Genomic DNA, 21,896 nt, shown 5'->3' with positions numbered 1-21,896 from the left:
GTGTTAACTCGCTAGGCTTCAAGCGAGTTCAAATCCCAATCGGGTGAGGGTGTCTTTGTCTGTAGCCTTGAGTTTCTTAACTGCCCAGATGAGCATATGGCGCGGGCGTGAGCTCGCCACGTAAGCGAACCGCGCGCCCTCAGACTTTGGATCGGCAAGCCACTCCTTCCAATGGGAGAGGTGAATGCCCTTTTTAAGTGACGACACGACTATCGTCGCATCATGGGTTTCGCCTTTAACTTGATGGATGGTTTCGTAGCGCAAAACATCTACAACGGCTTGCTGACCAACGCCTTTGCTAAGGCGTGCGCCAAGTGGAGTACCCCCTTGATTGTCGGGTGCTCTCAGGGGGAGATCCCTGAGTGGCTCAAGCTCTGACTTAATTTCTGCCAAGACGAAGGTCTGATCTGGAAGCGCATGCAAAGCTCGTTTGGCAGTAGCTGCCCACTGCTTCCAGGTCAGTGCTAGATTGCCAGCGCCAGCGGCCACTAAGTATTTCAAGCATTCGTGAATGAATTTGCGCCAGGCTAGCTTGGACTCGATGGCCACAGGGCAGTAAGGGCCTGACCTAGTAACCTGAAGAGATATTTTTTCTGTCAGCCACTCCGAAAATAGACCAATGGCGACGTTCAACTCAACGTTGCTCCCGCTCGTGGCCGAAACGCAAGCGAGCGCCAAAGCTTCAGTTCCTTTGAAATCGTCACCTTTCCGAAAGCGCTGCAGGGTGCTGTATCCGCGAGCGACAACGACTACCTCTTTGTACCCCTTGGTGAGCTCAATGATTTTCGGAAGAAGCTCTGAAGGACATTTTTCGTATTGGAGCAGAAGAGGCCTCACGGGTGAGATGGTTGGGTTGCCCGAAATTCGATTAACCTGCACTAAGTCACTGCACAGATCCACAATCGGTTGCCCGCTTCTCCAGTTCGCAGTCAGGGGTAGCTCTGCGAAATGCAGGTCAGCAAGGAGAGCTCTAACATTTTCCGGGTTGGATTTTCTGAACCCATAGATCGACTGATTCAGATCGCCTACGAAATGGAATTTGACGCCAAGCTCATCTAGCTTACGCACAATTGCTAGCTGTTCTGCTGAAAGATCTTGGCACTCGTCGACAACGACCAAGCGAAATCGCTTCGCCAAACGCTGGAAATATCCCGCGAGAGTTGGTCTCTTAAGAGCCGCTAAGGCGATGATGTCTACGTCTGCATAAGTCGCAAAACCCGCAGCCCAAAGACGCTTCTTCGTGTCGATCAGATCATCGCGCGTAGCCTTACCGATTTTCTCAGCGTTGAGCTGCGTGTCCCTGGTACGCACCCCGGTGGAAAACTTGAACCGATTGGTATGAAGGTCGTAGCTGTACTTGCAGGCGGAAATTGTACGACCACAGATCTTGGTGCGCGTATGGATGATGTCCGCCCTGTTTTCCAAGATCCTAATCCGCGAGTCACCGTCCCTCCCGGGGAATTCAGTGACCTCGCTGGCGATGCTTGCGACCATCCGAGAATGGACAAAACTGTCAAAGGTGGAAACCACATGGGGAAAGCCTAGTGGCTCTCCTAGGTGTCGTGCCAGCCTGTCCTTCAGCTCGTCCGTTGCGCTATTAGAGAAGGTTAAGACCGCGATCCCTGCGGGGAAATCAGCCCACTCCTCGACGACCTTGGCGACCATAGCTGCGACAACCTCAGTCTTGCCACTGCCGGGGCAAGCGTTGAGGTAAATATGCTGGTCTAGTGGCGCGCCAACGTAAGCTCTCTGTTCGTCAGTAAGCTTGATCATTTGGCTGGTGCTTCATCAACTCCACACGCCCAGAGAATGGCGTCACGGATGTAGGCTGGAATGACGAAGTCGCCGTCATGAGTCTGTATCGCTTCAGCGAATGATTGGGCGTACATACCCTTACCAATATCGTCTGAATCGATGCGGTCAAGCAGGGAAAAAGCGAATTGAGCCCGCTCAGGGCTCGTCATTTCGTTAAAAGGCAGCTCAGCATTTGCTCGTAATGCAGGTGCAACCGTGCCTCGTTCTCCTTGGGTTGGCCACAGGTCGGCAGCTACCTTGAACATAACCTGAAGGTTCGCACCTTCCATCGCGATGTCGTATTCGAAAGTCTTGTACTTGCCGGCGTAAAGCCGACCGAACTGCGATTGAGCAATTTTGGCGGTCAGGGCGAGCGCATGGTTATCACCATCCCTCAGATCGTCGTCATGCGGCACATAGTCAATCGAAATCTTCTTTTCGCCGTCGCCGTCAACCTTGATTGTCTTGGGCGGGTCTTTATCGGTCAGACCCGCACAACGCACCGGCACGTTTTTGCCTGTGCTCTCCTCACTCACATCGCAGAAAAGCTGCATGAAGTGTTTGAAGTAGATGCCGCCCAGGTTGATGACGGAGACTCCATAGTCCTCAAGGGTGTTCATGCCCTCGCCGTACTGGGCAAGCACTCGCTTGGCTAGCTCTGGGATCACCATCGCTTCGGCAATCCCCTCAACGAGGATGGAGCCCTTAGAAAAAAGCAGGTTTGACTTGGTGACATCGAGCCAGCGGTCAATGAATTTTCGGCTGGTTTCGGGAAGTCCGCATGTTCGAAGGGGAACCGCGACAGGGCAGCCGGCATTGGAGAGATGAATGATTTCGTCGACCGATACTGCTGATGAGATGACCGTGGAGTGGGTAGTGATGATCACCTGGATGCCCTTATCCTTAGCCATGGCACTCAGATGCTTGAGTAGACGAATCTGCAACTGGGGATGAAGATGAGCCTCGGGCTCCTCAATCAGCAGGAGGCGCAGGTAGGTTTCCTCTCCCCGTTCCTCCTCTACTTCCAAGGTCAGCTCTGCCAAAATGGAAGCGATGTAAAGCAAATTGTTGTAACCCAGGCTGTTCTCTTCCAGCGCGCGGAATTGAGTAGCCTCGGCTTTGGACAGGTTCGGGAAATAAAGCAGTCGCAAGCCTTCAACGATGCGAGAGAAGCTAACCTCCGAAAACTGGATCAGTGTGCTCTGAGACAGGTGCATTCCCAACGCAGCCCTAAGGCTCTTGCCAATGCGCTCGTTGGCTTGCTTGATAGCATATTTATCGCTTTCGGAAAGCTCTTGGTTGAACGCTCCGACTCGCTCCTCCAAAGGGTGAGGTTTTCCCTCCCTCCTCGCTATATCGAGCTCTTTGCGGCACAGCGCTTTTAACAGTCGGGCCAGACGAGACTGGCGACCATCCCTAAGCTTTGTTTCGGCATCACGTAGCGGAGGCAAGTAAATGCAATGAATGAGGTCGAGAGTCTCGGCTTCTAGCGCCGCCCCTCGCATTTCGCCCCCATAGAGATTGGTTTTAAATCGGCCGCGGGATTCCACGTTGAGGGCGGTAAATGTGAGCTTCGCTTCGTCCCGTGTGCCGCACCAGTCGCGGAACGCGACGGCGTCATCTTGATCCAGGTCAGAGAAGGTAGCTTGGATCTCGATCGATTGTGCTGCTACTGACGCCTCATCGAACCCGCGGTGAAAATCTCGTTCGTTGATGAGTCGTTTTCCAGACTCTGAGTCATTGAACAACTGGCGAACTGCAGCAATCACACCAGTCTTGCCGGCCCCATTTTCGCCCACGAGCACGTTGAGACCGTCGTGGAATTCGATCGTGAAGGGTTCACCAAAGCATTTGAAGCCCTGAATGTCTAGGGTGCGTAGGTACATGAAATTCCTTTCCTAACCTAAAAATGGAGTGGCGCACACGGCAAATTGGTAAAGGACTCGAGTCCAACTGACAAAGCGATATGAATGATGATGCCATATAGCCTTCATTCCAAGAGAGACGACATTCGTTTATGAATGGGCCTTTTTACGTGCTGCAGTACCTGCTGGCGTGGTTTGCGCCAGCGATGGCCCTGCTGATCTAGGTTTGGGGCCACCCAGCATCTGTGAGCTCAAGGCAATGTCAGCAATATTGCCTTGCAGCCCTATGGCCAGCCAACCTGGCGCTGAGTGCTCATACCGATGCAAGCGCCTTCTCGACCTCCTTGATGGGGGCATCACTCCAAGCAACCCCAGCATGGAATGAGTTTTTACTGCTTAGGGCGCTAGCGATCGGGGTCGTCAACTTCCTTGGCGGTACGGTAGGTGCTGAGCTCCGCTTCAGCTTCATCAAGCCTTCTGACCAATTCGCTTTCTCGCTGCTGGCCTGCTGTAGCATCCGATCGTACGTCGATTACTTCCTTGGTTTTCGCCTCCAATTGCTGTGTCAAAAGCTCCTTGGCGCCTTCGCCTCGAGCAATTGCTGCGTTGGCGATGTCGAGATCTCTTTTCAAGCGCTCGAGAGCATCTCGCTGCTGCGAAACCTCTTTGGTCTGCTGGCGACTCTCGCCAATCAATCGCTCATTGTCACGAATGAGTCGACTGATCTCCTCTTGCTTAACCATTAGTGTCTGCTGGATGACTGTCAGCTCTTGCTGAATCTGATAGACCTGGGATTCATGGCGGCTCAGATCCTGGTCTCGCTGCTCCTTAACTGAAGCACGATAGTGTTCGAGGGCCTCCCGGGCGTGTGTATGCTTTTGCTCCAAGGACTGGATCTGCCCATCCTTCTCTAGTACCCGCACCTCTAAATCAGTGCAGCTCTGGCTGAGCCTAGCGTTGCGCGTGATCTCAGTCTGCAGTGTGGACTGAGTGGTTTTGAGCTCTTCAGTTTGAGCAGTCAAGACATCTCCTTGCGCACTGAAACGGAGCTTGAGTTCATCGAGCTCGGTCTCAAGTGCCTCGGTTCGGGAGACCATTAACTTACGCTCCTGCTCGAACTCTGCTCGTGCCTCAAGAAAGGCCTGGCTGCCCTCCTCCTGGACTTGATCCAACAAGCTTTCGACGACCCCGCGCAGCGCGCCGCTCATGCGTTCACGAGGGTTCGCTTCTGATCCTGGTGATTCCAGCTGCTTTAAATACCGAGCGATCGTGGTCTTTGATCCCGTATTTCCAATCTCAACCCGGACTGCATCAATGCTGGGATAAACACCACGCATTAGCAGGCTGTTCCGCGCCTTCTGCACCACCGCTAGGTTAACGCCGCCACGGGCCATACGCCCTCCGAACTATTTCGTGTCATGTCACATGTCATGCGATTACATAATACGAAAATGATCAAACCTGCTGGGAATTTGCCGACAACTGGCAAGATATAATCGAAGTTTATGGCTTGTCAGGCCTTGGTGGAGGGGTAGAATGCCCAAGAAGGCGGTACAAATGGCGAAAGCGAGCCACCGATGGCTCGATACGGGGAAATCAGGTGGTAGGAGACGTGAGCAAGGCAGATAGATACCTAGAGGCGAGCGTTCGTCAGAACACGTCCAAGAGCTACGCGGCCGCCCTCAACCACTACGAAGTCACCTGGGGCGGGTTTCTGCCCACTACCACCGAGTCAGTCGTGCGGTACATCGCCGAGTACGCTGACCAGCTGGCGCTCAGTACGCTCAGGCAGCGCCTGGCTGCGCTTGCCAACTGGCACCAAAGCAACGGATTCCCTGACCCCACTAAAGCTCCGAAGGTAAGGCAACTGCTGAAAGGCATTCGGGCGCTTCATCCTGCTCAGCAAAAACAAGCTGCACCACTGCCTCTGGTGCAGCTTGAGAAGGCCGTAGCTCACCTCGAAGACGAGATTGCTCGGGCAAGGGCCGACGGCAACATGGCTGCCTTGCTGAAAGCGACTCGGGACATCGCACTGCTCACGATCGGATTTTGGCGGGGCTTCCGCGGGGACGAGCTCTCTAGACTGACACTCGAAAACACCCAAGCTGAACGCTACGTGGGCATAAGGTTTTACTTGGGATCCAGCAAAGGGGATCGACAGAACATAGGTCGCGAGTACAAGACCCCTTCATTGAGCAAGCTCTGCCCCGTTGAGGCCTACCTGAATTGGATTGAAGTCGCCGGCCTGACAAGCGGTGGCGTATTTAGGGGGATTGATCGCTGGGGCAACATCAGCGAGAGACCGCTTGCCGCTCACAGCCTCATCCCTCTTCTTCGCGACACACTTGAACGCTGCGGCTTACCATCCCAGATTTACAGTGCTCACTCGATCCGACGTGGCTTTGCCACATGGGCAGCGAGTTCGGGATGGGACATCAAAACACTAATGGAGTACGTGGGTTGGAGTGATATGAAGTCAGCACTCCGCTATGTGGAGCCCGCTCAGCAGTTTGGTGGGCTCATTAGAAAGCTGGAAGGATGAACGATGCTAGGTGACAAGACTAACGCAGTGTACCGCAAGATCGCCGAACTATTTGCGGTGAGCGTAACCCGGAGTTTCGATATGCAGAAGTAGTCGCCTTCGTACTTCATAAATTCAGAGGGGGGGGGGTGAGCATTGTCACAAGCCCGTGCCATTTGTAAATCTAATCGGACTGACTTTTCTGGAGGCGCCTCATGTCAAGCGATTGGCCTTAGGTGGATTTTACATAGTAAGCAACCCAGTGGTCGCGTGCCAAATCTGCCATCGCTAACTTAGTTAGGTGGCTCGTAGTAATGAGCTAACCGATAGGCTTGTACTCACAAGCCGACCGCTTAGGGAGGGATTCTAAAGTACGACATTCAGAACAATATCTTGGTTGTTAGATGCGCCTAAATTTTGCCTCATGTATCAAGATTAATTCTTCTTAAAAAGCTCGTTTAGAAACATATATTCTATAGCTGCAAGCTCTGCCTTCCTGTAAGATGATACTATTTTCTGGAATAGCTCAGGTTCTCATCCAATGCTTGGCGTTAGCCTAAATACCAGCAGTAAAGCTACGTACAACCACCTAACTCAAACCATCGTACTCAAGCGGGTTGAAGAGCCGCACTTGGCGAAACTCGTTAAATCGATTCGCGAGCCGGAATGGGATGCAGGCCTAGTCATCGCCGATGGTGCAGAAAATATACTGGCACCGCTGGTTCACGAAACGCGCCATTGGATAGATATGAATTGCTCGATCCGAGGGTTAGCCACGCTTAAGGCAATTTTTCGACTTCTTGAAAATCCTGACGCTGGTAATGCTGCGATCAAGACGCTAAAGCGAGACATTTCGCTAAATCACTTTATTGAACGAAGTGTTAAACAAGATTTATCCAACCGCTATCCATGGCAAGTTGATTTCAGTCACAGTGTTCCCAATCATCACGAACGCATCGAGCATATTTCCTTGTGCTTCTTCGGCAAGGCCGATCGTACTAGAAGTAATGTCTTGTTCAAGTCGCCGGTTTATCTGGGGAGCCTGTTAGAGACCTGTGCCGTCTACCAGGAGCAACGGGACGTGTTGCCACTGTTTCTGCAGGAGGGCCTGCCGCATGGAGCGCGCCGTGAAGCTGAAGGTAAAGCGCTCATGCTCATGCAGGACTCAACTGCCCCTGAATACCACGCCATCACTCATGCGGTATCGATTGCAGCACGCCAGCCTGAGGGCGCTCATGGAATTTCGCTTGCCGCGGGAATTTGTACATTACTGCTTAACATGCCACCTCAAATGCTGAAAGAAAGTTGTCGGCGGGTCGAAAATGGGCTGGGGAAGAAGCGATACGGAAACGGTGCGGTCGTTGCTGCTGAGCAAATGCGGCTTATAGCTGGTGTCAGCCCTGAGGCGGCGTTGATTCATAACGCCGTGGCTGAGCTAGCACATCGTTCACATGGTGGCTCACTACCTTTCAGTGATGACTTAATTTTTGACCTGGTGGCATTCTGGCGCAAACGCCAAGCTGAATTTTTTGAGCGGAGCCACGACCATTTTGTATCTGAAATAAAGCAGATTAAGGGGCCTGATTATTTCCACAGCGCAATCCCTGCTCTGATCGAAAATAATCGCTGGCTTATGGAGCAGAGAACCCTGGCCTTTACCCAAATTGGCCTACCGAAACGCCCTCCAATCATTCTTGGGGACGACTTCATCTTGAGTGGCGATGAGGCTTTCGGCGGTATGGTGCCAAATTGGCACGCTGCAGATCACTCGAAAGTAATTCAACTGCTAGCTGTCCAAGAGCTGACCTCTCAGTCTGCTTAATTTTTGTGAGATCAGCGTTATGACCAATAGCTTCGACGGCTGGAATGACTTACGCAGTTGCGGCATCACCGTCCGCAAATGTCTAATCTAGCCAGCAGATTACTGATAAATCGCAGGCTTCTCAGGTCTGCGCAGAAGCTCAAGGATCGTGTCGATGTGACCAGCGATGATTGCACCAGCACGATCACCCTCCCCTGACAAAATTGCATCCGTCAAAGCCTGGTAGGTCGACAAGTACCTGTCCCAGTTCTGGATGGCGATGTACCGCGTAAGCTCGCGATGGAAATGGACGTTCCTCATCCGATCGTGCTCCCGGGTGAGGATTGCATTTTCGGTAAGGTGGTTAAGCTCGCGATGGTAGTCACCCAGGGCCAGGAACCAGCTGAGGTGATCCTCCGCCTTTCGGACTTGGGTAAGCCGATGACACGCCGCTGTGAGCGTTTCGCGAAGGTGCGGGTTAGCCGAGTTTCGTGCACATATCCTGGCCGACGTCCAATGCATGCCGGACAAGGCCTCGTAAATCTGGATGAGGTCAGCCTCATTGAGTCGTCGAACTGCGGCGCCTTTGTGGGGAATGATCTCGATCACCCCATCGCCGGCGAGGATGCGCAGCGCCTCACGTATGGAGCTGCGCCCAATATCGAGCTCCGCAGCGAGATCAGCTTCAACCAGGCGATGCCCGCCTGATATCTGCCCCAGACGTATCTGCTCGAGAATGTGATTTACCGCCAATGAAACAGGCGAGTTGGAGGGCATTTCCACCATGAGACTCAAATCCATTGTTATGTGACTCCGAGGCATTGGGTCTCGGCCTGAAATGCCAGTCCAGCAGGCGAGTCACTTAGCTGATGATGTGAAGGTCTCTAGCTAAGGCCCTGACACAGAAAGGCAATCTACTGCCTATACGGTACAACGATTGAAGGGTCACCCACCAGTGGCCATGTGACCCTTGCTTCGCCGTCACTTCAGGTATGACTCTGCCATCGCAACCCAATAGGCAGCGCCTACAGGAAGGTTTTTGTCGTCAAACACGTAGTTCGGGTTGTGCACCATGGCAGTATCTCCGTTGCCCAAGAAGCAGTAGGTTCCCTTCTTCTTCTGCAGCATGAATGCGAAGTCCTCACTTCCGAGAATGCTAGGCCCCGGGTAAACAACATTCGACTCGCCGAAGGCTTCGGTGGCGATCGCTGCGGCCCTTGCAGTCTCGCCTGGGTCGTTGAGCAGGAGCGCACCCGCTACGCCTTCACGGATTTCATAGGTGCACCCAAAGCCTTCAGCTTGGGTTTTGACGAGCGAGCGCACCTTGTCGAGCACCATTTGACGATCTTCATTCGTGGTTGTGCGGATAGACAGTCTCAGGATGGCCTTCTCCGCTACAACGTTGGCAGCGTGGCCGGCTTGAAACGCGCCGATGGTCACTACTGCGCGGTTATACGGTGAGACATTGCGCGAGACGATCGTTTGCAGTGCCATGACCAATGAGGCGCCAGCGACGATGGTGTCGATGCCCAATTCCGGCATGGCGCCGTGGCTGCCTTTCCCCTTCAGCTCGACCTCCCAGTTGTCCACCGCTGCCATGATTTCCCCGTCGCGGAAGTAGAACTTCCCCTGCTCCAACCCTGGCATATTGTGCAAGGCAAAGACGGTGTCCACCGGGAAGCGCTCAAACAACCCGTCGTTAATCATGGCGGGGCTGCCTCCCATGGTTTCTTCTGCGGGCTGGAAAATCAGACGCAGGGTGCCATCGAAGTTTTTGGTTCGAGCCAGGTACTCGGCTGCGCCCAGGAGCATGGTGGAGTGGGCGTCATGCCCACACAGGTGAGCGACGCCATCGTGCTGGCTCTTGTAATCGAGCGCGTCGCCTTCCTGAATGGGAAGTGCGTCCATATCGGCACGCAGACCAATCGATCGCTCGCCGGTGCCTACACGCAGCGTGGCCACTACTCCGGTTTTCCCAACGCCCTCTACAACCTCATACCCCCAATCCTTGAGCAGGTCTGCAATGAATCGCGAGGTTTGGTTTTCTCCAAAAGCGAGCTCGGGATGGCGATGAAGGTGGTGGAGCCACCCCTTCATGTCACCGACGTTCCGCTTCAGCTCTTCGAGTGCTTCGTTCATTACCGACTCCTTCAAAAATCTTATGTAATCGCTACATCAGGCCGTTATGGGTGCTGCTCTGGTGCAACGCTGTGCAGCGACCCTGAATGTTCTGGAGGTACATGGATCCGGATGGTTGGGGCTACCGCAAGCAACGGAAGCAAGTGCTGGACGATGACCGCCCGGTCTGGATGCTTAAGCCAGCCGTCATAGTCCGAAGGCTTGCCCCAGCGTGTGAATACGTAGATTTGATCTTGCTGTTCTGCATCCTGGGCAAGCCAGGTATCGATGGCGCCAGGTACAGCCATTGATTTCTCCAGCACTTTGAGCTCGTCAAAGACATCCAAGAGTTCACGGTACCTACCCGGGACGCTGATCAGGGTCAGGACTACGGTGGTGGATTGACTCGCAGGTGTTGCCGTTTTGCGTTGCATGTCATCAGCCTTTGGGTATCACGAGGGGCTGCAGGGTACGTCGCGGATGCCACCGAGCCTCTGCAGCCAACCGCTCCTAGTGAGTGTGCTTGGGCACAGTGAGCTTTCCGGTTACTGGTGATAGCAACCAGCTGGACTCATCGCGGGTTGCCCGCAGAAATGCGGTATTGCCCTCAGCGCAGCCTGCGCAAATAGGGGACTGATTCGCAGTGGGATCACAGTCCATTTCCAACGCGGTGTAAGAGCGATTGCAGACATGGCATTCGATTCGGGCCTTCCACACGTCATCTACCGACTCCCTGGGGTCGTGAAGACGATGGAGTGGCTTTCCTCCGCCCAATGTCGTGGCAAGGGCATATGCAGCCGATGCAATCAAAGCAATCAGGATTGGCGCAGTGAGCACATACCAGCTTTCTGAATTACCGAACTCGATCAGCCCTATCCCGAATGCAGTCGATGCCAGCAGCGCCCAGGCACCGGGAAGGATGTGTTTGACCCGGCCAGGTCGAAACTCAGGGCCGAATTTCTGATTTCGCGCCATTGCGTAGTGCGTCAACACGATCGCGACCCAAGCAGTCACAGCCACCCCTTGCCATGCCAGCGCTCGCAGCAGGTAGCTGAAGACGTTGGTGAGCATCAGCATGTAAACCAGGACGCCCGATATCCCCACCCAAGCCAGCCTTGGCCATTTGATTCCGAAGGCGCGAGCTGCAAAGCCCTGAAGGTTGACAGAGGCCAGGTAGTAATTGGCTGAGTTGATACGCGTCTGACTGGCGATAATGAAGATGAGACCGAGGAGCCCAGACACGTTCAGAATGGCTTCAGCGATGCCGTGCTCACTTGCTTTCAGCCCTGGGAAGACGGTGTTCATCAAGAAGATGCCAGCCACGCCGTTGATCAAGAAGAGCGCCACGTAGAAGACGGGCCCGAAGGTGACTAACCCATGGAATTTGGTGTCCGCAGGCTTACCAAAGCGGGAAAAGTCTGCAGTGAACATCATGTTCACGAAAACGCCCATGTAGACCACCACCGACCAGAGCCATCCTGGAATCGCCAGCTCCCGAGTCGCCGGTATCGTCAGGAAGTTAGAACTGAATCCATGCTGCTGGCCTGCCGCTACGACGATCATCACAAGTCCGGCAACGCAGAGTGGCAACAGCGCACCGTTCAGCTTGTCTAGCCAAACCTGGACACCACCGATGACCAGCGGAAGCGCGTACAAGACGACTAGCAAATACCACCACCGGATGTCGCTCTCAGGAGACACGTATTGCTGGAGTGCTACCGCAATGATTGAGCCCTCGAACACTGCAAAATAAAGTGTGGTTACTCCAAACAGAAGCGAGGTCAAAACCCCGCCGATATTGCCGAAGATGCCCCTCGACAGTAGCCCGACCGTCAGACCATTGCGGATAGCCTGCAGAGCGATGACGTAGTTGATTACGCCATACACAGCTACCGAAACGACCATGCCAACGATCGCATTCAGGGTACCCACAGCCTGTGCAACTGCCACGCTGATGTACAGGTAGAACAAAGCGCTCAAAACGGCCCACATGGTCATCGCCAAGCTCCAACGACCCGTACGCGCGGTCAGGGGAACAACGTGGCGTGAGTAATCGTCCAGAGCTTGCTCAGCCTGAACACGTGGATCATCCTCATAGGTCACACGCATAGACACCGGTCTTTCACTATTGAGCCCAGTCATCGAGATGCCCTCTCGTATTCTTTATTGGCACCCTGGAAGGTGCACGCTGGGATAGCGGAAGAAGCCCTCATGCTCGGGGCTGTACGACTGGCTTAACGTCAGCGACATGTGGGCTCAGTCGCACTAACGGCTCCCCGCCTGTCGGCCCTTCACATGAAATGGCCGACAGGGTTGATGTCAGGACTTCCGTCAGAAATCAACGCGTAGCGGGTTAGCGATAGAGCAGTCCGCCGTTGACGTCGAGGGTGGTGCCGGTGACGTAGGCGCTAGCCGGAGAGCTGAGGTAGACAATCGAATCAGCAAGCGCTGCGGGATCGCCCGCATCTTTCATTGGAATGTGACCCCATTCCTGGGCACGTACTTCTTCCTTGGTCATGTTCCACTCCTCCGACATCTGTTGGAGCGCGACCTCGTGCATGGCGGTTTTAACGTGACCTGGTGCGACCGCATTCACGCGGATGGCTGGCGCCAACTCGCTGGCCAGGGATTGAATGAAGCCGGAGTGCGCCGCTTTGGAGGAACAGTATGCGGCGAAGTCTGCGCGCCCGGATTGCCCCCAGACAGAGGACACCGTCACGATGGTTCCGCTTTTGCTTGCACGAAGCAGCGGGATAGCGGCCTTCGAGACCAGGAATGCACCGTCAATGTTGATACCGAAGACGCGACGCCATTCGGCATAGGTGGTGTTTTCCACGGAATCGATTTTCTGGACGATGCCGGCAACAAGTGCCACATGATCAAGACGGCCGAACTTGGCCTTGGTTTCCGCGATGAGGTTTTGCGCCGAGGCTTCGTCAGCAACGTCACAGATCACGGAGTGGAACTTACGATCCGGGAACACGGACGCGAGGGTTTTTGCAAGGTCGTGAACGCTCTCAGTGACATCGGAAATCACTACATCGGCGCCCGCTTCGGCAAATCGCCTTGCGGTTGCAGCACCGATACCGCCGGCGGCGCCGGTGACAAGAGCAACGTGTCCAGCTGGAAAATTCATGGTGGCCATGATCATCATCTCCTTTTACGGTTTGCTTTTTGTATTCTTGTCGTGCTGTCGGAGTGGTCGTGGCAACTCCAACAACATCCGAAAAATGGGCAGATGAAAACTTGCATTGAACATTAAGTTCACTCTGCAAGGTATCTCGCTATTTGCGAGTTTTTATTAGAGCTCAACAGGATTTTGTAACTGCGAAGATTTGGCCTCGCTTAACCAATGCCATTTTTATGAGCATTGAAAGTAAAGCCTACATCGGCAAAACGCTTATGCACCTCAGGCCCATATTCGCGCAATTTCTCACCGACGGATGGGGCCATGTCGATGTCATTGAGGTCATGCACGCCACCTGAAATCACTACCTGGAGGATTCCCTCTTCGTCATCGATGCACCGGAAGCAGCGGTTGATGCGAGGCGGGACAGATATGACGTCGAATGGCTCTAGGATGAACTTTTCGGCGCCATCATCGTTCAGACTGAACTCAAAGCGCCCCTTCAGAACGGTGAACGTCTCGAAGGTTTTGTGATGAGCATGGAGCGATGGGCCTGTGCCCGGTGGGCATGCAGCATAGGTGATGGTGATTCCGCCGGCGCCGACGACTGGAGCGTTGGCATTGATAGGCGTCTTGGATTCCTGATCCAAACCAATGACCGACATAAGCTTCCTGGAATAAATCAGGTCTTTCGCCGGTAATGGGATAGATGAATCTTTCTGGATATCCAATGGGCTCAACTCATTGAATCGCGCAATGCGAGAGTTGAGAGCTGTGCGTTCCAGCTCGATGGTTTTCATCTGGCTCTCCTAGCGTTCAGTTGTTATTAGCTATGAACTTCTTTGACCAGCTGGAATGATAAAAACACGAGGGGGAAAGATCGTCAACATCTTTTGCAGACAAAATTGTCAGACAATCCTAAGTCATTGATTTTTACGCATCTGCAACATGCTAGGACTGACAGAAGGTTCCCATGGGGTGCGGAAATTGCGCCCCCATAGGACAGCAATGCAATGGTTAGCGTCGCAACATCAAGATCAGGGCGAGTGCGATTGCAAGGGCAGCAATGGCTGCTCCAACCCAACCCAAGGACGCAAGCCCCAGGTGCTCGATGCTGGCGCCCCCGACGGCAGCACCTAGGGCGATCCCGCCGTTTGCGGCGGACACATTCATGGTGCCTGCAAGCGCTTGAGCCTTCGAGCCTGCAACCATCACCCGCACTTGGCAGACAGGAAAGAGTGCTGTGTAGGCCAAGCCCCAGGCGCACAAAGCAATAACCAATAGGCCCACATAGGCTGCGGATGGGCCTACAGCAGTCATCCCTGCTCCGAGGATCAGAAGCAGAATGATGGTCGCTCGTAGCGGGCTGCGGTCTACCAATTTGCCACCCAGCGCGTTACCGACCATGCCAACCGCGCCGAAGCCCATCAGCCACCATCCCACATGAGAGCTGGGTACATGAGCAAGTCGTTCGAGCATGTCTGCGAGATACGTGTAGGCAGTAAACATCGCGGTGAAGACGATTACTGACAAGACGACATGCAGAATGAACGCGGGGTCTTTGAGAATTACGGTCTGTCGCACGCCATCTTGGCGCTTCGGTGCCTCGGGGAGCGTTGGCAGATAGCGCCATGCCAGGGTTCCGATCACGGCACAAAGGCCTGCTAGCAGCCAGAATGTCCCTCTCCAGCCGACGGTACTGGCAGCCAGTGTGCCAAGCGGAATGCCGAAAACGAAAGCAGCAGTAATCCCCATGTAGACCTGAGCTACTGCCTTGCCCTCATTACCCTTCCCTGCCAACTGCCCAGCAGTTTCGCTTGCGGTGCCCCAAAACACCGGCAGTGCTACCGCAGCCAATAGTCGGGATAGAGCCATCGTCCAAAAGTCATCAGCAATCGCCGAGAGACCGTTCGAGACTGAGAAAATCAACAGAATCGAGACGAAGAGCTTACGCCTGTCCAGGTGTGACAAGGCGGCCGTTAAAAATGGCCCGACGGCCATCACAGCCAGCGCAAAAATGGTGACTAGCTGACCCGCTTTGGAAATCGAAATGTCGAGATCTTTCGCCAGTCCGGGCAACACACCCAGAATGATGAACTCGGTTGTCAGCAAGGCGAAAGCTGCGATCGCAAGGATCAGTATGCTGCCTCGTGCCTGCGCTCCTGCTGCCGCCCCTGCTCGTGCAGTCGTGGAATGCATGAGTGTTACTCCAAATCTATGAATCGAGGCAGCAGACTATCCTAGACAAAAATGATCAGCTGGGGTATTTCGGAACACATCTAGCGGAATTTTATTCAACAATCGGAGGTTGCCTTGTTTTCGGAGCAACGCCTGAAAGGTATCGCGGTCTTTGTGGCCGTTTCCGAAGCAGCCAGCTTCACAGCCGCAGCGGATAGGCTGAGCCTCACAACATCCGCTGTGAGCAAGAGCATCGGGCGGCTTGAGGAACGGCTGAAAATTAAGCTGTTTGACCGCACTACCCGCAAGCTCTGCCTAACAGACGCTGGTGTCACCTATTACCGCACCTGTAAGGAAATGCTGGCGAACCTGGAAGAGGCCGAGATCGAGATGCACAGCGATCAGGCCGAGCCCCGAGGGCGTGTGCGTATCGACCTGCCGGCGTCATTTGGCAAGTTACGCATCCTTCCGTTGATCACTCAATTCCTGTCTGAGCATGAGCTGCTATCGCCCCACATCACGCTTACAGATAGGTTTGTTGATCAGGTCGAGGACGGTATCGACATATTGGTGCGTATTGGCGGCCCGGCTACCTGGCCAGCAGGAGTTGAGCGGCGATTGATGGGCACTCAGCAGCTGATCTTCTGTGCTTCTCCAGACTTCTTGGCCAAGCACGGGGAGCCGACGACGGAGCGTGAGCTGTATGACACTGGCTGTGTGCTCTATGGTCGATCAGATGGCGGTGTCTACCCTCTCCATTTTCCCGGATCTCATCTCGAGGATGGTGAGCAGCGGGTTGTGCCGGGAAGGATTGCGATTGGGAATAGTGAGGGACAACTAGCAATGGTACTAGCTGGTTTGGGCATTGCTCAGCTTCCCACGTGGCTAGTGCAAGATCATTTGCTTTCAGGGAGTCTCATTCAGATTCTGCCGGAGCTTGCCACCACCGGGCTACCGATCAATTTGGCCTGGCTGAAAAGTAAGGCGAGCCTCCCCAAGGTCAAATCGCTGGTTGACGCGATCTACGACGGGGTGACGACCAGTTGCCCGCCTTGGGCGCATATCACCAAGGCTCAAGAGAGTTGAGCAAGCACGATAATGTCCCGCTAAATGAAGCGGACGCCGGAAGACGCCCGCCTCAGCTGAGCCGCTGGATACTTAGCGATCAGATACCAAGAATCTTCTTCGCGCTCAACAGGACGGGGGCATCGACCATTTGGCCCTCGAATCGGAATACCCCCCGTTGACCTTCGGCTGCCGCCAAAACCCGTTTTGCCCACGTGATATCGTTTTCTTGGGGGCGGTAGATACTACCAGCTGTTTCGATCTGGCTTGGATGGATGCCTAGAGGATCTCGCGATCAACTGGTTGAGGAAGGAATGCCCGGATTGAGCGGCGTGTCATCACAGCTTCCATTACTGTGACTTCGGAATCGGCCATAGCTACTCCAAATGGGACAAAGGTACCGGGAGAATCCAACAAGGTGACGTTCTGCGATACCGGACGGATTCAAACGATGTCGACGATGATCTTCCCCACAGCGTTGCCCGAGCCTTGGACAATATGAGCATCCTGCGCGGCTGTAAGTGTGAAGCTGTGGCGATCCATCAAAGGCTTGAGTTTACCTTCCTCTGCGAGACGTGCTGCCTGGCGCAGGATCTCACCATGATGAGTACGCCCTTCCCCGCTCAGCATCGGTAGCAGCACAAAGATGCCCGACAGGGTGACACAGCGGAGCGAGCCTGGAGCTAAATTGTGAGCGGCAAAAGCCGCACAACTTGCCACGTGCCCATAAGGCTTAGCTGCTATCAGCGACTCATCCAGACTCTGACCACCGACAGTGTCGTAAACCACGTCGAAGCCCCGCCCATTGGTGTGGTCGCGAACATACTCGGCAACCGACTTGATCCCGTAGTTGATGGGTGTAGCTCCCAGGGCTGCTACGATTTCCTGCTTGGCCGATGAAGCTGTTGCATAGGCTTTGGCCCCATGTGCAACTGCAATTTGTATAGCCATGTGGCCTACACCGCCAGCCCCGCCCTTCACGAGTACGGACTGCCCTGCATGAATGCCTGCGCGATCCACCAAGCCTTCCCACGCCGTCAAGAAAACCAACGGAATTGCCGCGGCTTCGCGCATGCTGAGGTTTTTCGGTTTCAGTGCTAAAAGCGCACAGTCGACTGCCGCGTATTCAGCCAGAGAGCCCTGCAGGCCCCGGACACCCCCGGTGAGGCCGAACACTTCATCTCCCACCTGAAAGCCCGTCACACCAGGCCCCGTCTCGGCGATCACGCCCGCCAAATCAGTGCCCAATATTGCTGGGAGCTCTGGCATAGCGTAAGGCGCTAGTCCTTGACGAATCTTGTTGTCGATCGGATTTACGCCACTCGCGACTATCCGTACAAGTACCTCACCGGCGCGTGGTGATGGGCGCGGCACAGTCTTCTCCACCAATGTCCCGGTAGCGTAATCGTCCAGCACCATAGCCCGCATCGTGAGGGAACTGCTCATTCGGATCTCCTAACTATTGTTTACAGTGTTTCGCTTAGCGAATAGGGTTAGCTTGAGCCCTTAGGGCAAAACTGTCGATTAGGCACCTTTTTGGATCATAGGCACCTAGAGGTAACCATGAAAAACCCAACTGCTCGCGATCCGGGAAGCCCATTGGTTGTATGTGAGCAATGCCCACCTCGACGGATCCATTTCTTACTGGCTCCAAAATGGTCGTCGATGGTGATCTATGTCTTGAGCTTTGGCCCGCTCAGAACTGGTCAGCTTCAGCGCTCCATGCCCGGCATCTCAAAGAAAATGCTCACACAGACCTTGCGAGAGCTTGAGATTGACCGACTGATTGCCCGCAAGGTGCATGAGGTAGTGCCGCCCAAGGTGGAATACTCGCTCACTGAGTCAGGCCAACGGTTTGTGGAACCATTGATGGCCCTTTATGACTGGGCTGAAGCAAACGCTGACTTGCTGGATGATATTCAGAGCCATCGAGCCGAGGCGGCCAGCCGGGATCTGCAGGTCGGATAGAACAGACGAGCTTTGCATTTACCCCCCACTTGGCTGGCGACAGCCTGTAGGCAAACACACACATGAATATGATCGAGGAAATGGAAATCTTCGTTGCTGTAGTGGAGCAAGGTAGCTACACCCGTGCCGCCGACGCTCTCCAATTGCACCGTCCAGCGTTATCCAAGGCCATCCAGAATCTTGAACAAGAACTTGGTGTGCAGCTGCTCCATCGCACCACCCGCAGGATTCACGTAACCCGTGAAGGTGAAGAGTTCTACGCACGTGCAAAGCAGCACCTGGCTGACCTATCGGACACTCTCGCTTGGTTCTCACCCAATCGCCCACCGCGGGGAAAGCTGCGCGTAGATGCTCCAGTAACTCTGGCGAAGGCATTTATCATCCCTTCCCTCCCTGCATTTCGGGACAAATATCCAGAAATTGAGCTAATCCTCGGCTCGACAGACCATCAAATAGATCTCATCGCCGGAGGTGTGGATTGTGCCATCCGCTTAGGAGAGCTGGATTCTTCGAGCTTGATTGCACGGCGCATCGGAAATGTTTCTATGGTGGCTTGTGCGGCGCCTGTCTACATTGAGCGCTATGGGACACCTACCGGGATAGATGACCTAGCCAGTCATTTCGCTGTGAATGTCCTCATCGACCACCGTCGTCAGATCATGCCCTGGAAATTTCAGCTGAACGGCCAGGAAGGACTGTAGTGGTGATATCGATACGACGATGGCGCTTATCAACGATGGAGAGGTTGAGGTGCTGACTGGTGAAGACATCCAGATCTTCACGAACCTCGCACTGGGCGGTGCTGGCGCCATCTCCGCGTCAGCACACATTCGTGCAGACCTCTACTACGCCTGTTGCACGAGATGGATACCAGTAACCTCATCGCTGCCCGAGCAACGTTCTACCAGCTTCTACCCTGGATTCAGACAGCCTTTGCCGAACTGAACCCTGCAGTGATCAAGGCTGCTCTCAACAGCCAATGGTTCATTAGAAACGAGCTGCGTGAGCCTATGCAGTCCTGCAGTCTCGCGGCCCTGGATCGTCTGCACGGCGTGCTTGAGTCGATCGCCCGTTGAGTGATCCAGCAAGGGTGGTTTTCCGGCAACCACCCTTGTTCTTCACCCGAAGTGCTGCACCGCAAAATCGATGAAAGAACGTACCTTGGGCGTCATCTGGCGATCCTTCACGAATATCAAGTTCATGGGGCGGCTGGGCGAAGGAAACTCGGGCAGCACTTCCACCAGCCTACCCTCCGCCAAGTCCTCCTGAACCAGCTCAAGGGGTTGCAGAATAAGGCCAAGCCCAGCCCGCGCTGCTCCGAGTAAGGCTTCGCCGGTGTCAGCAGAAAGCTGCCCTTGGACTGCAACACTGATTACCTCTTCACGGCCCTGAAAACGCCACTCACGTTTCAGTTCAGGCTGAGCAAATCCCAGGCACTGGCAGGCTTGCAAGTCCCGGGGGTGAGTAATTGGATCAATAGCCTCCAAATAGCCGGGAGCTGCGCACAGAACTAATCGATAGGGCTTAAGCGCTCTCGCCGATAAACCGCTGTCAGTGAGCTCGCCCACCCGGAAAACAATATCCACTCCGGATTGGATCATGTCGATGTAGCGATTGGACTGGGTCAGTTCGACGGATACCCCTGGATTCTGCTTGAGGTACTCCCCTAACCTGGTTGAAAGCGCATGGTTTGAAAATGTAACCGGAGCGTTGATGCGAAGGACACCACGTGGGACGCCCTGAAATTCTGCGGCGAGATCCTCTGCTGCTGCAATCTCGGCCAGTGCAGCTTTGGTGCGGTAGTAGTAGGTCGTTCCAACATCTGTCAGGTGCTGGCGCCGAGTGGTGCGGTTCAGCAAACGAACTCCCAGATGGGTTTCAAGCATGTGCACCTGCTTCCCTACCCCCTGCGCGGTGATTTGCAACGCCTCACCCGCTGCAGTGAATGAGCCCAAATCCACGGTTTTCACGAATGCAATCATGCACGCCAGACGATCCATACGAAACCTATACTTTCAACTGTTGAAATTCTGGAGGTATTAATAGCTCTACGTTTCAAGTCCAGAATGGTCGTCCCTATCTACACTACGAGACGAAAATATGAAAGTCGCAATCATTGGTACCGGGAACATGGCTACAGGTCTGGCGCAGGTTCTCGCCGCATCCGGACATTCCGTATTCATCGGAGCACGCGACTCCGAGAAAGCGAGCGCTCTGGCCAACAGCCTTCCGCAGCCTGCCGAGCACGCTGATGTCAAAACCGCAGTCCAGGTCTCTGACGTCGTGGTACTTGCCGTGCCATACGAGGCGCTGGGGAGTGTCGTTGATGCTGCTGGCGGACTTGCGGACAAGGTCGTCATCGACATCTCCAACCCCATCAGCGCCGACTACAAAGAGCTGGTGATCGGCCACACTACCTCCGCGGCCGAGGAACTCCAAAAACTGGCGCCGAAGGCGAAGGTCGTAAAGGCATTCAACACCGTGTTCGCTCGTATGTTGAGCCCAGAGGCTCGTGCGGGCAAACCTTTGCAGGTGCTCGTTGCAGGAGATGACAGCAAGGCGAAGCAACAGGTGACAGCCTTGGCGGAGAGCGCCGGATTCCAAGCTGTGGATTCGGGCCCCTTGAGCAACAGTCGATTCATTGAGCCGATCGGAGAGATGAACATCCACTTCGGCTACTTCCTGGAAAAGGGCCCAACAGTCGCGCCGGCGTGGATCTCGTACTAACAAGACGATCCTGTCGGGAAAAGGCCTTTGGATATCCAAAGGCCCTCCTGATCACCTCAGTTGGCCGCTAGATGCATTCGAATCAAATCCGAACAGCGCCATTCACCCAGAGCAGGCTGGTTCAAGCGCACTTCTCGATACCACACCAACTGGAGACGAACAAGGCGATTGTCTTCTCAAGGAATCGAGATATCGCTTTGTCGTATCCATTGGACAGCTTGCACTCAGGGCCGAACAAGAGTCCGGGGGTATCTGCCGATTGCGATATCGCGCATACACTCTAATGTGATATGCGACATCCATAGCAGCCGTAAAAAGCCTTCCGAATGAGGCCCTTGGTACAGGGCTTCTTACTGAAGCCATCCTTCAACAGTGTCCGAGCCGTACTGGCTTTTCCAAGCTTTCAACACCGAGTGGTTCCCGCCCTTGGTTTGAACGAGTTCGCCGTTATGCGGGTTTTTGTAGGTCTTCACCTCTCGTGGCTTGCGAGTGCCGGTGGTGCTTGCAGCAGCGCTCACCTGGCGCACGCCAGCCTGCGGATCGAGGATGTTGATGACATCCCGCAGACTGAAACCATAAGTCGCAAGCAGATCGCGGAGTTTGGTTTCAAACTCAATTTCTCTCTGGAGTTCGGCGCTCCCTTTCAGTGCTTCGAGCTCGGCGAGTTGAGCTGCAAGGCTCTGTTCCAGCTTGCGAAATTCTGCAAGGCGAGACATAGATTTCTTCCTTTAG

At 54.4% G+C, this 21,896-nt stretch carries 18 protein-coding genes and 2 pseudogenes; 7 read left to right on the top strand and 13 right to left on the bottom strand.

Annotated features, from left to right (window positions below):
* Positions 1-18 precede the first annotated feature (18 nt).
* The 3 genes from ACIP21_RS20345 to ACIP21_RS20335 all read right to left on the bottom strand — a co-directional run bounded on the left by ACIP21_RS20345 (position 19) and on the right by ACIP21_RS20335 (position 5,053).
* Positions 19-1,770, bottom strand: a complete 1,752-nt coding sequence (locus tag ACIP21_RS20345) for a UvrD-helicase domain-containing protein (protein WP_400691658.1) — start codon at positions 1,768-1,770, stop codon at positions 19-21.
* Positions 1,770-3,680, bottom strand: coding sequence for an ATP-dependent nuclease (locus ACIP21_RS20340; RefSeq protein ID WP_400691208.1), 1,911 nt, complete (start codon positions 3,678-3,680; stop codon positions 1,770-1,772). The genes ACIP21_RS20345 and ACIP21_RS20340 overlap by 1 nt, the downstream gene beginning before the upstream one ends.
* A 383-nt stretch (positions 3,681-4,063) precedes the next feature.
* Positions 4,064-5,053 (bottom strand): DNA-binding protein, encoded by a 990-nt coding sequence (locus ACIP21_RS20335; protein WP_400691205.1) that lies wholly within the window; start codon positions 5,051-5,053, stop codon positions 4,064-4,066.
* Between the two features lie 218 nt (positions 5,054-5,271).
* Between ACIP21_RS20335 and ACIP21_RS20330 the strand changes: the two genes are divergently transcribed.
* Both ACIP21_RS20330 and ACIP21_RS20325 read left to right on the top strand, forming a co-directional pair.
* Positions 5,272-6,201 carry a tyrosine-type recombinase/integrase gene (locus ACIP21_RS20330; RefSeq protein WP_400691202.1) on the top strand — a complete coding sequence of 310 codons (930 nt, stop codon included), beginning with the start codon at positions 5,272-5,274 and terminating at the stop codon, positions 6,199-6,201.
* 610 nt (positions 6,202-6,811) lie between these two features.
* Positions 6,812-8,002 (top strand): hypothetical protein, encoded by a 1,191-nt coding sequence (locus ACIP21_RS20325; RefSeq protein ID WP_400691199.1) that lies wholly within the window; start codon positions 6,812-6,814, stop codon positions 8,000-8,002.
* Between the two features lie 99 nt (positions 8,003-8,101).
* Here the strand turns inward: ACIP21_RS20325 and ACIP21_RS20320 are convergent, their stop codons facing one another.
* The 7 genes from ACIP21_RS20320 to ACIP21_RS20290 form a co-directional block, all read right to left on the bottom strand.
* The gene (locus ACIP21_RS20320) at positions 8,102-8,782 is read right to left on the bottom strand and encodes a GntR family transcriptional regulator (RefSeq protein ID WP_400691197.1); all 681 of its coding nucleotides are present in this window, start codon (positions 8,780-8,782) and stop codon (positions 8,102-8,104) included.
* A 180-nt stretch (positions 8,783-8,962) separates the two neighbouring features.
* Entirely contained in the window at positions 8,963-10,120 is a 1,158-nt protein-coding gene (locus tag ACIP21_RS20315; protein WP_400691194.1) for a M20 aminoacylase family protein, read from the bottom strand.
* A gap of 44 nt (positions 10,121-10,164) precedes the next feature.
* Positions 10,165-10,533, bottom strand: a complete 369-nt coding sequence (locus tag ACIP21_RS20310) for an antibiotic biosynthesis monooxygenase family protein (protein WP_400691191.1) — start codon at positions 10,531-10,533, stop codon at positions 10,165-10,167.
* 76 nt (positions 10,534-10,609) lie between these two features.
* Complete coding sequence (locus ACIP21_RS20305) at positions 10,610-12,208, bottom strand: purine-cytosine permease family protein (RefSeq protein ID WP_400691189.1); 1,599 nt, start codon at positions 12,206-12,208, stop codon at positions 10,610-10,612.
* A gap of 244 nt (positions 12,209-12,452) precedes the next feature.
* The gene (locus ACIP21_RS20300; protein WP_400691186.1) at positions 12,453-13,244 is read right to left on the bottom strand and encodes an SDR family NAD(P)-dependent oxidoreductase; all 792 of its coding nucleotides are present in this window, start codon (positions 13,242-13,244) and stop codon (positions 12,453-12,455) included.
* A 200-nt stretch (positions 13,245-13,444) separates the two neighbouring features.
* A complete protein-coding gene (locus ACIP21_RS20295; RefSeq protein ID WP_400691183.1) occupies positions 13,445-14,026 on the bottom strand; it encodes a cupin domain-containing protein in 582 nt (193 codons plus the stop codon).
* A gap of 217 nt (positions 14,027-14,243) precedes the next feature.
* Positions 14,244-15,425, bottom strand: coding sequence for an MFS transporter (locus ACIP21_RS20290; protein ID WP_400691180.1), 1,182 nt, complete (start codon positions 15,423-15,425; stop codon positions 14,244-14,246).
* 114 nt (positions 15,426-15,539) lie between these two features.
* Here ACIP21_RS20290 and ACIP21_RS20285 point away from each other — a divergent pair, with 114 nt between their 5' ends.
* Positions 15,540-16,490, top strand: a complete 951-nt coding sequence (locus ACIP21_RS20285) for a LysR family transcriptional regulator (RefSeq protein WP_400691178.1) — start codon at positions 15,540-15,542, stop codon at positions 16,488-16,490.
* 423 nt (positions 16,491-16,913) lie between these two features.
* Here ACIP21_RS20285 and ACIP21_RS20280 read toward each other — a convergent pair whose 3' ends face one another.
* Entirely contained in the window at positions 16,914-17,915 is a 1,002-nt protein-coding gene (locus ACIP21_RS20280; RefSeq protein WP_400691175.1) for a zinc-dependent alcohol dehydrogenase family protein, read from the bottom strand.
* 117 nt (positions 17,916-18,032) lie between these two features.
* Here ACIP21_RS20280 and ACIP21_RS20275 point away from each other — a divergent pair, with 117 nt between their 5' ends.
* The 3 genes and pseudogenes from ACIP21_RS20275 to ACIP21_RS20265 all read left to right on the top strand — a co-directional run.
* Complete coding sequence (locus tag ACIP21_RS20275; RefSeq protein WP_400691172.1) at positions 18,033-18,437, top strand: winged helix-turn-helix transcriptional regulator; 405 nt, start codon at positions 18,033-18,035, stop codon at positions 18,435-18,437.
* A 62-nt stretch (positions 18,438-18,499) separates the two neighbouring features.
* Positions 18,500-19,138, top strand: coding sequence for a LysR family transcriptional regulator (locus ACIP21_RS20270; RefSeq protein WP_400691169.1), 639 nt, complete (start codon positions 18,500-18,502; stop codon positions 19,136-19,138).
* Positions 19,122-19,513: pseudogene (locus ACIP21_RS20265) on the top strand (dihydrodipicolinate synthase family protein); the annotation flags it as partial. The gene ACIP21_RS20270 and the pseudogene ACIP21_RS20265, both read left to right, overlap by 17 nt.
* Positions 19,514-19,555: 42 nt before the next feature.
* Here the strand turns inward: ACIP21_RS20265 and ACIP21_RS20260 are convergent.
* Positions 19,556-20,419, bottom strand: a complete 864-nt coding sequence (locus ACIP21_RS20260; protein ID WP_400691166.1) for a LysR family transcriptional regulator — start codon at positions 20,417-20,419, stop codon at positions 19,556-19,558.
* Between the two features lie 97 nt (positions 20,420-20,516).
* Here ACIP21_RS20260 and ACIP21_RS20255 point away from each other — a divergent pair.
* Positions 20,517-21,164 (top strand): annotated as a pseudogene (locus ACIP21_RS20255) (NADPH-dependent F420 reductase); the annotation flags it as partial.
* Positions 21,165-21,514: 350 nt separating this feature from the next.
* Here ACIP21_RS20255 and ACIP21_RS20250 read toward each other — a convergent pair.
* Positions 21,515-21,880, bottom strand: a complete 366-nt coding sequence (locus ACIP21_RS20250; protein WP_400691164.1) for a histone-like nucleoid-structuring protein, MvaT/MvaU family — start codon at positions 21,878-21,880, stop codon at positions 21,515-21,517.
* Positions 21,881-21,896 lie beyond the last annotated feature (16 nt).

Origin of the sequence: Pseudomonas sp. NPDC089401 (genome assembly GCF_044749485.1) — a bacterium.
Lineage (GTDB): Bacteria > Pseudomonadota > Gammaproteobacteria > Pseudomonadales > Pseudomonadaceae > Aquipseudomonas.
Note: the sequence above shows the minus strand (reverse complement) of the source record. Positions and strands in the feature narration are given on the sequence as shown.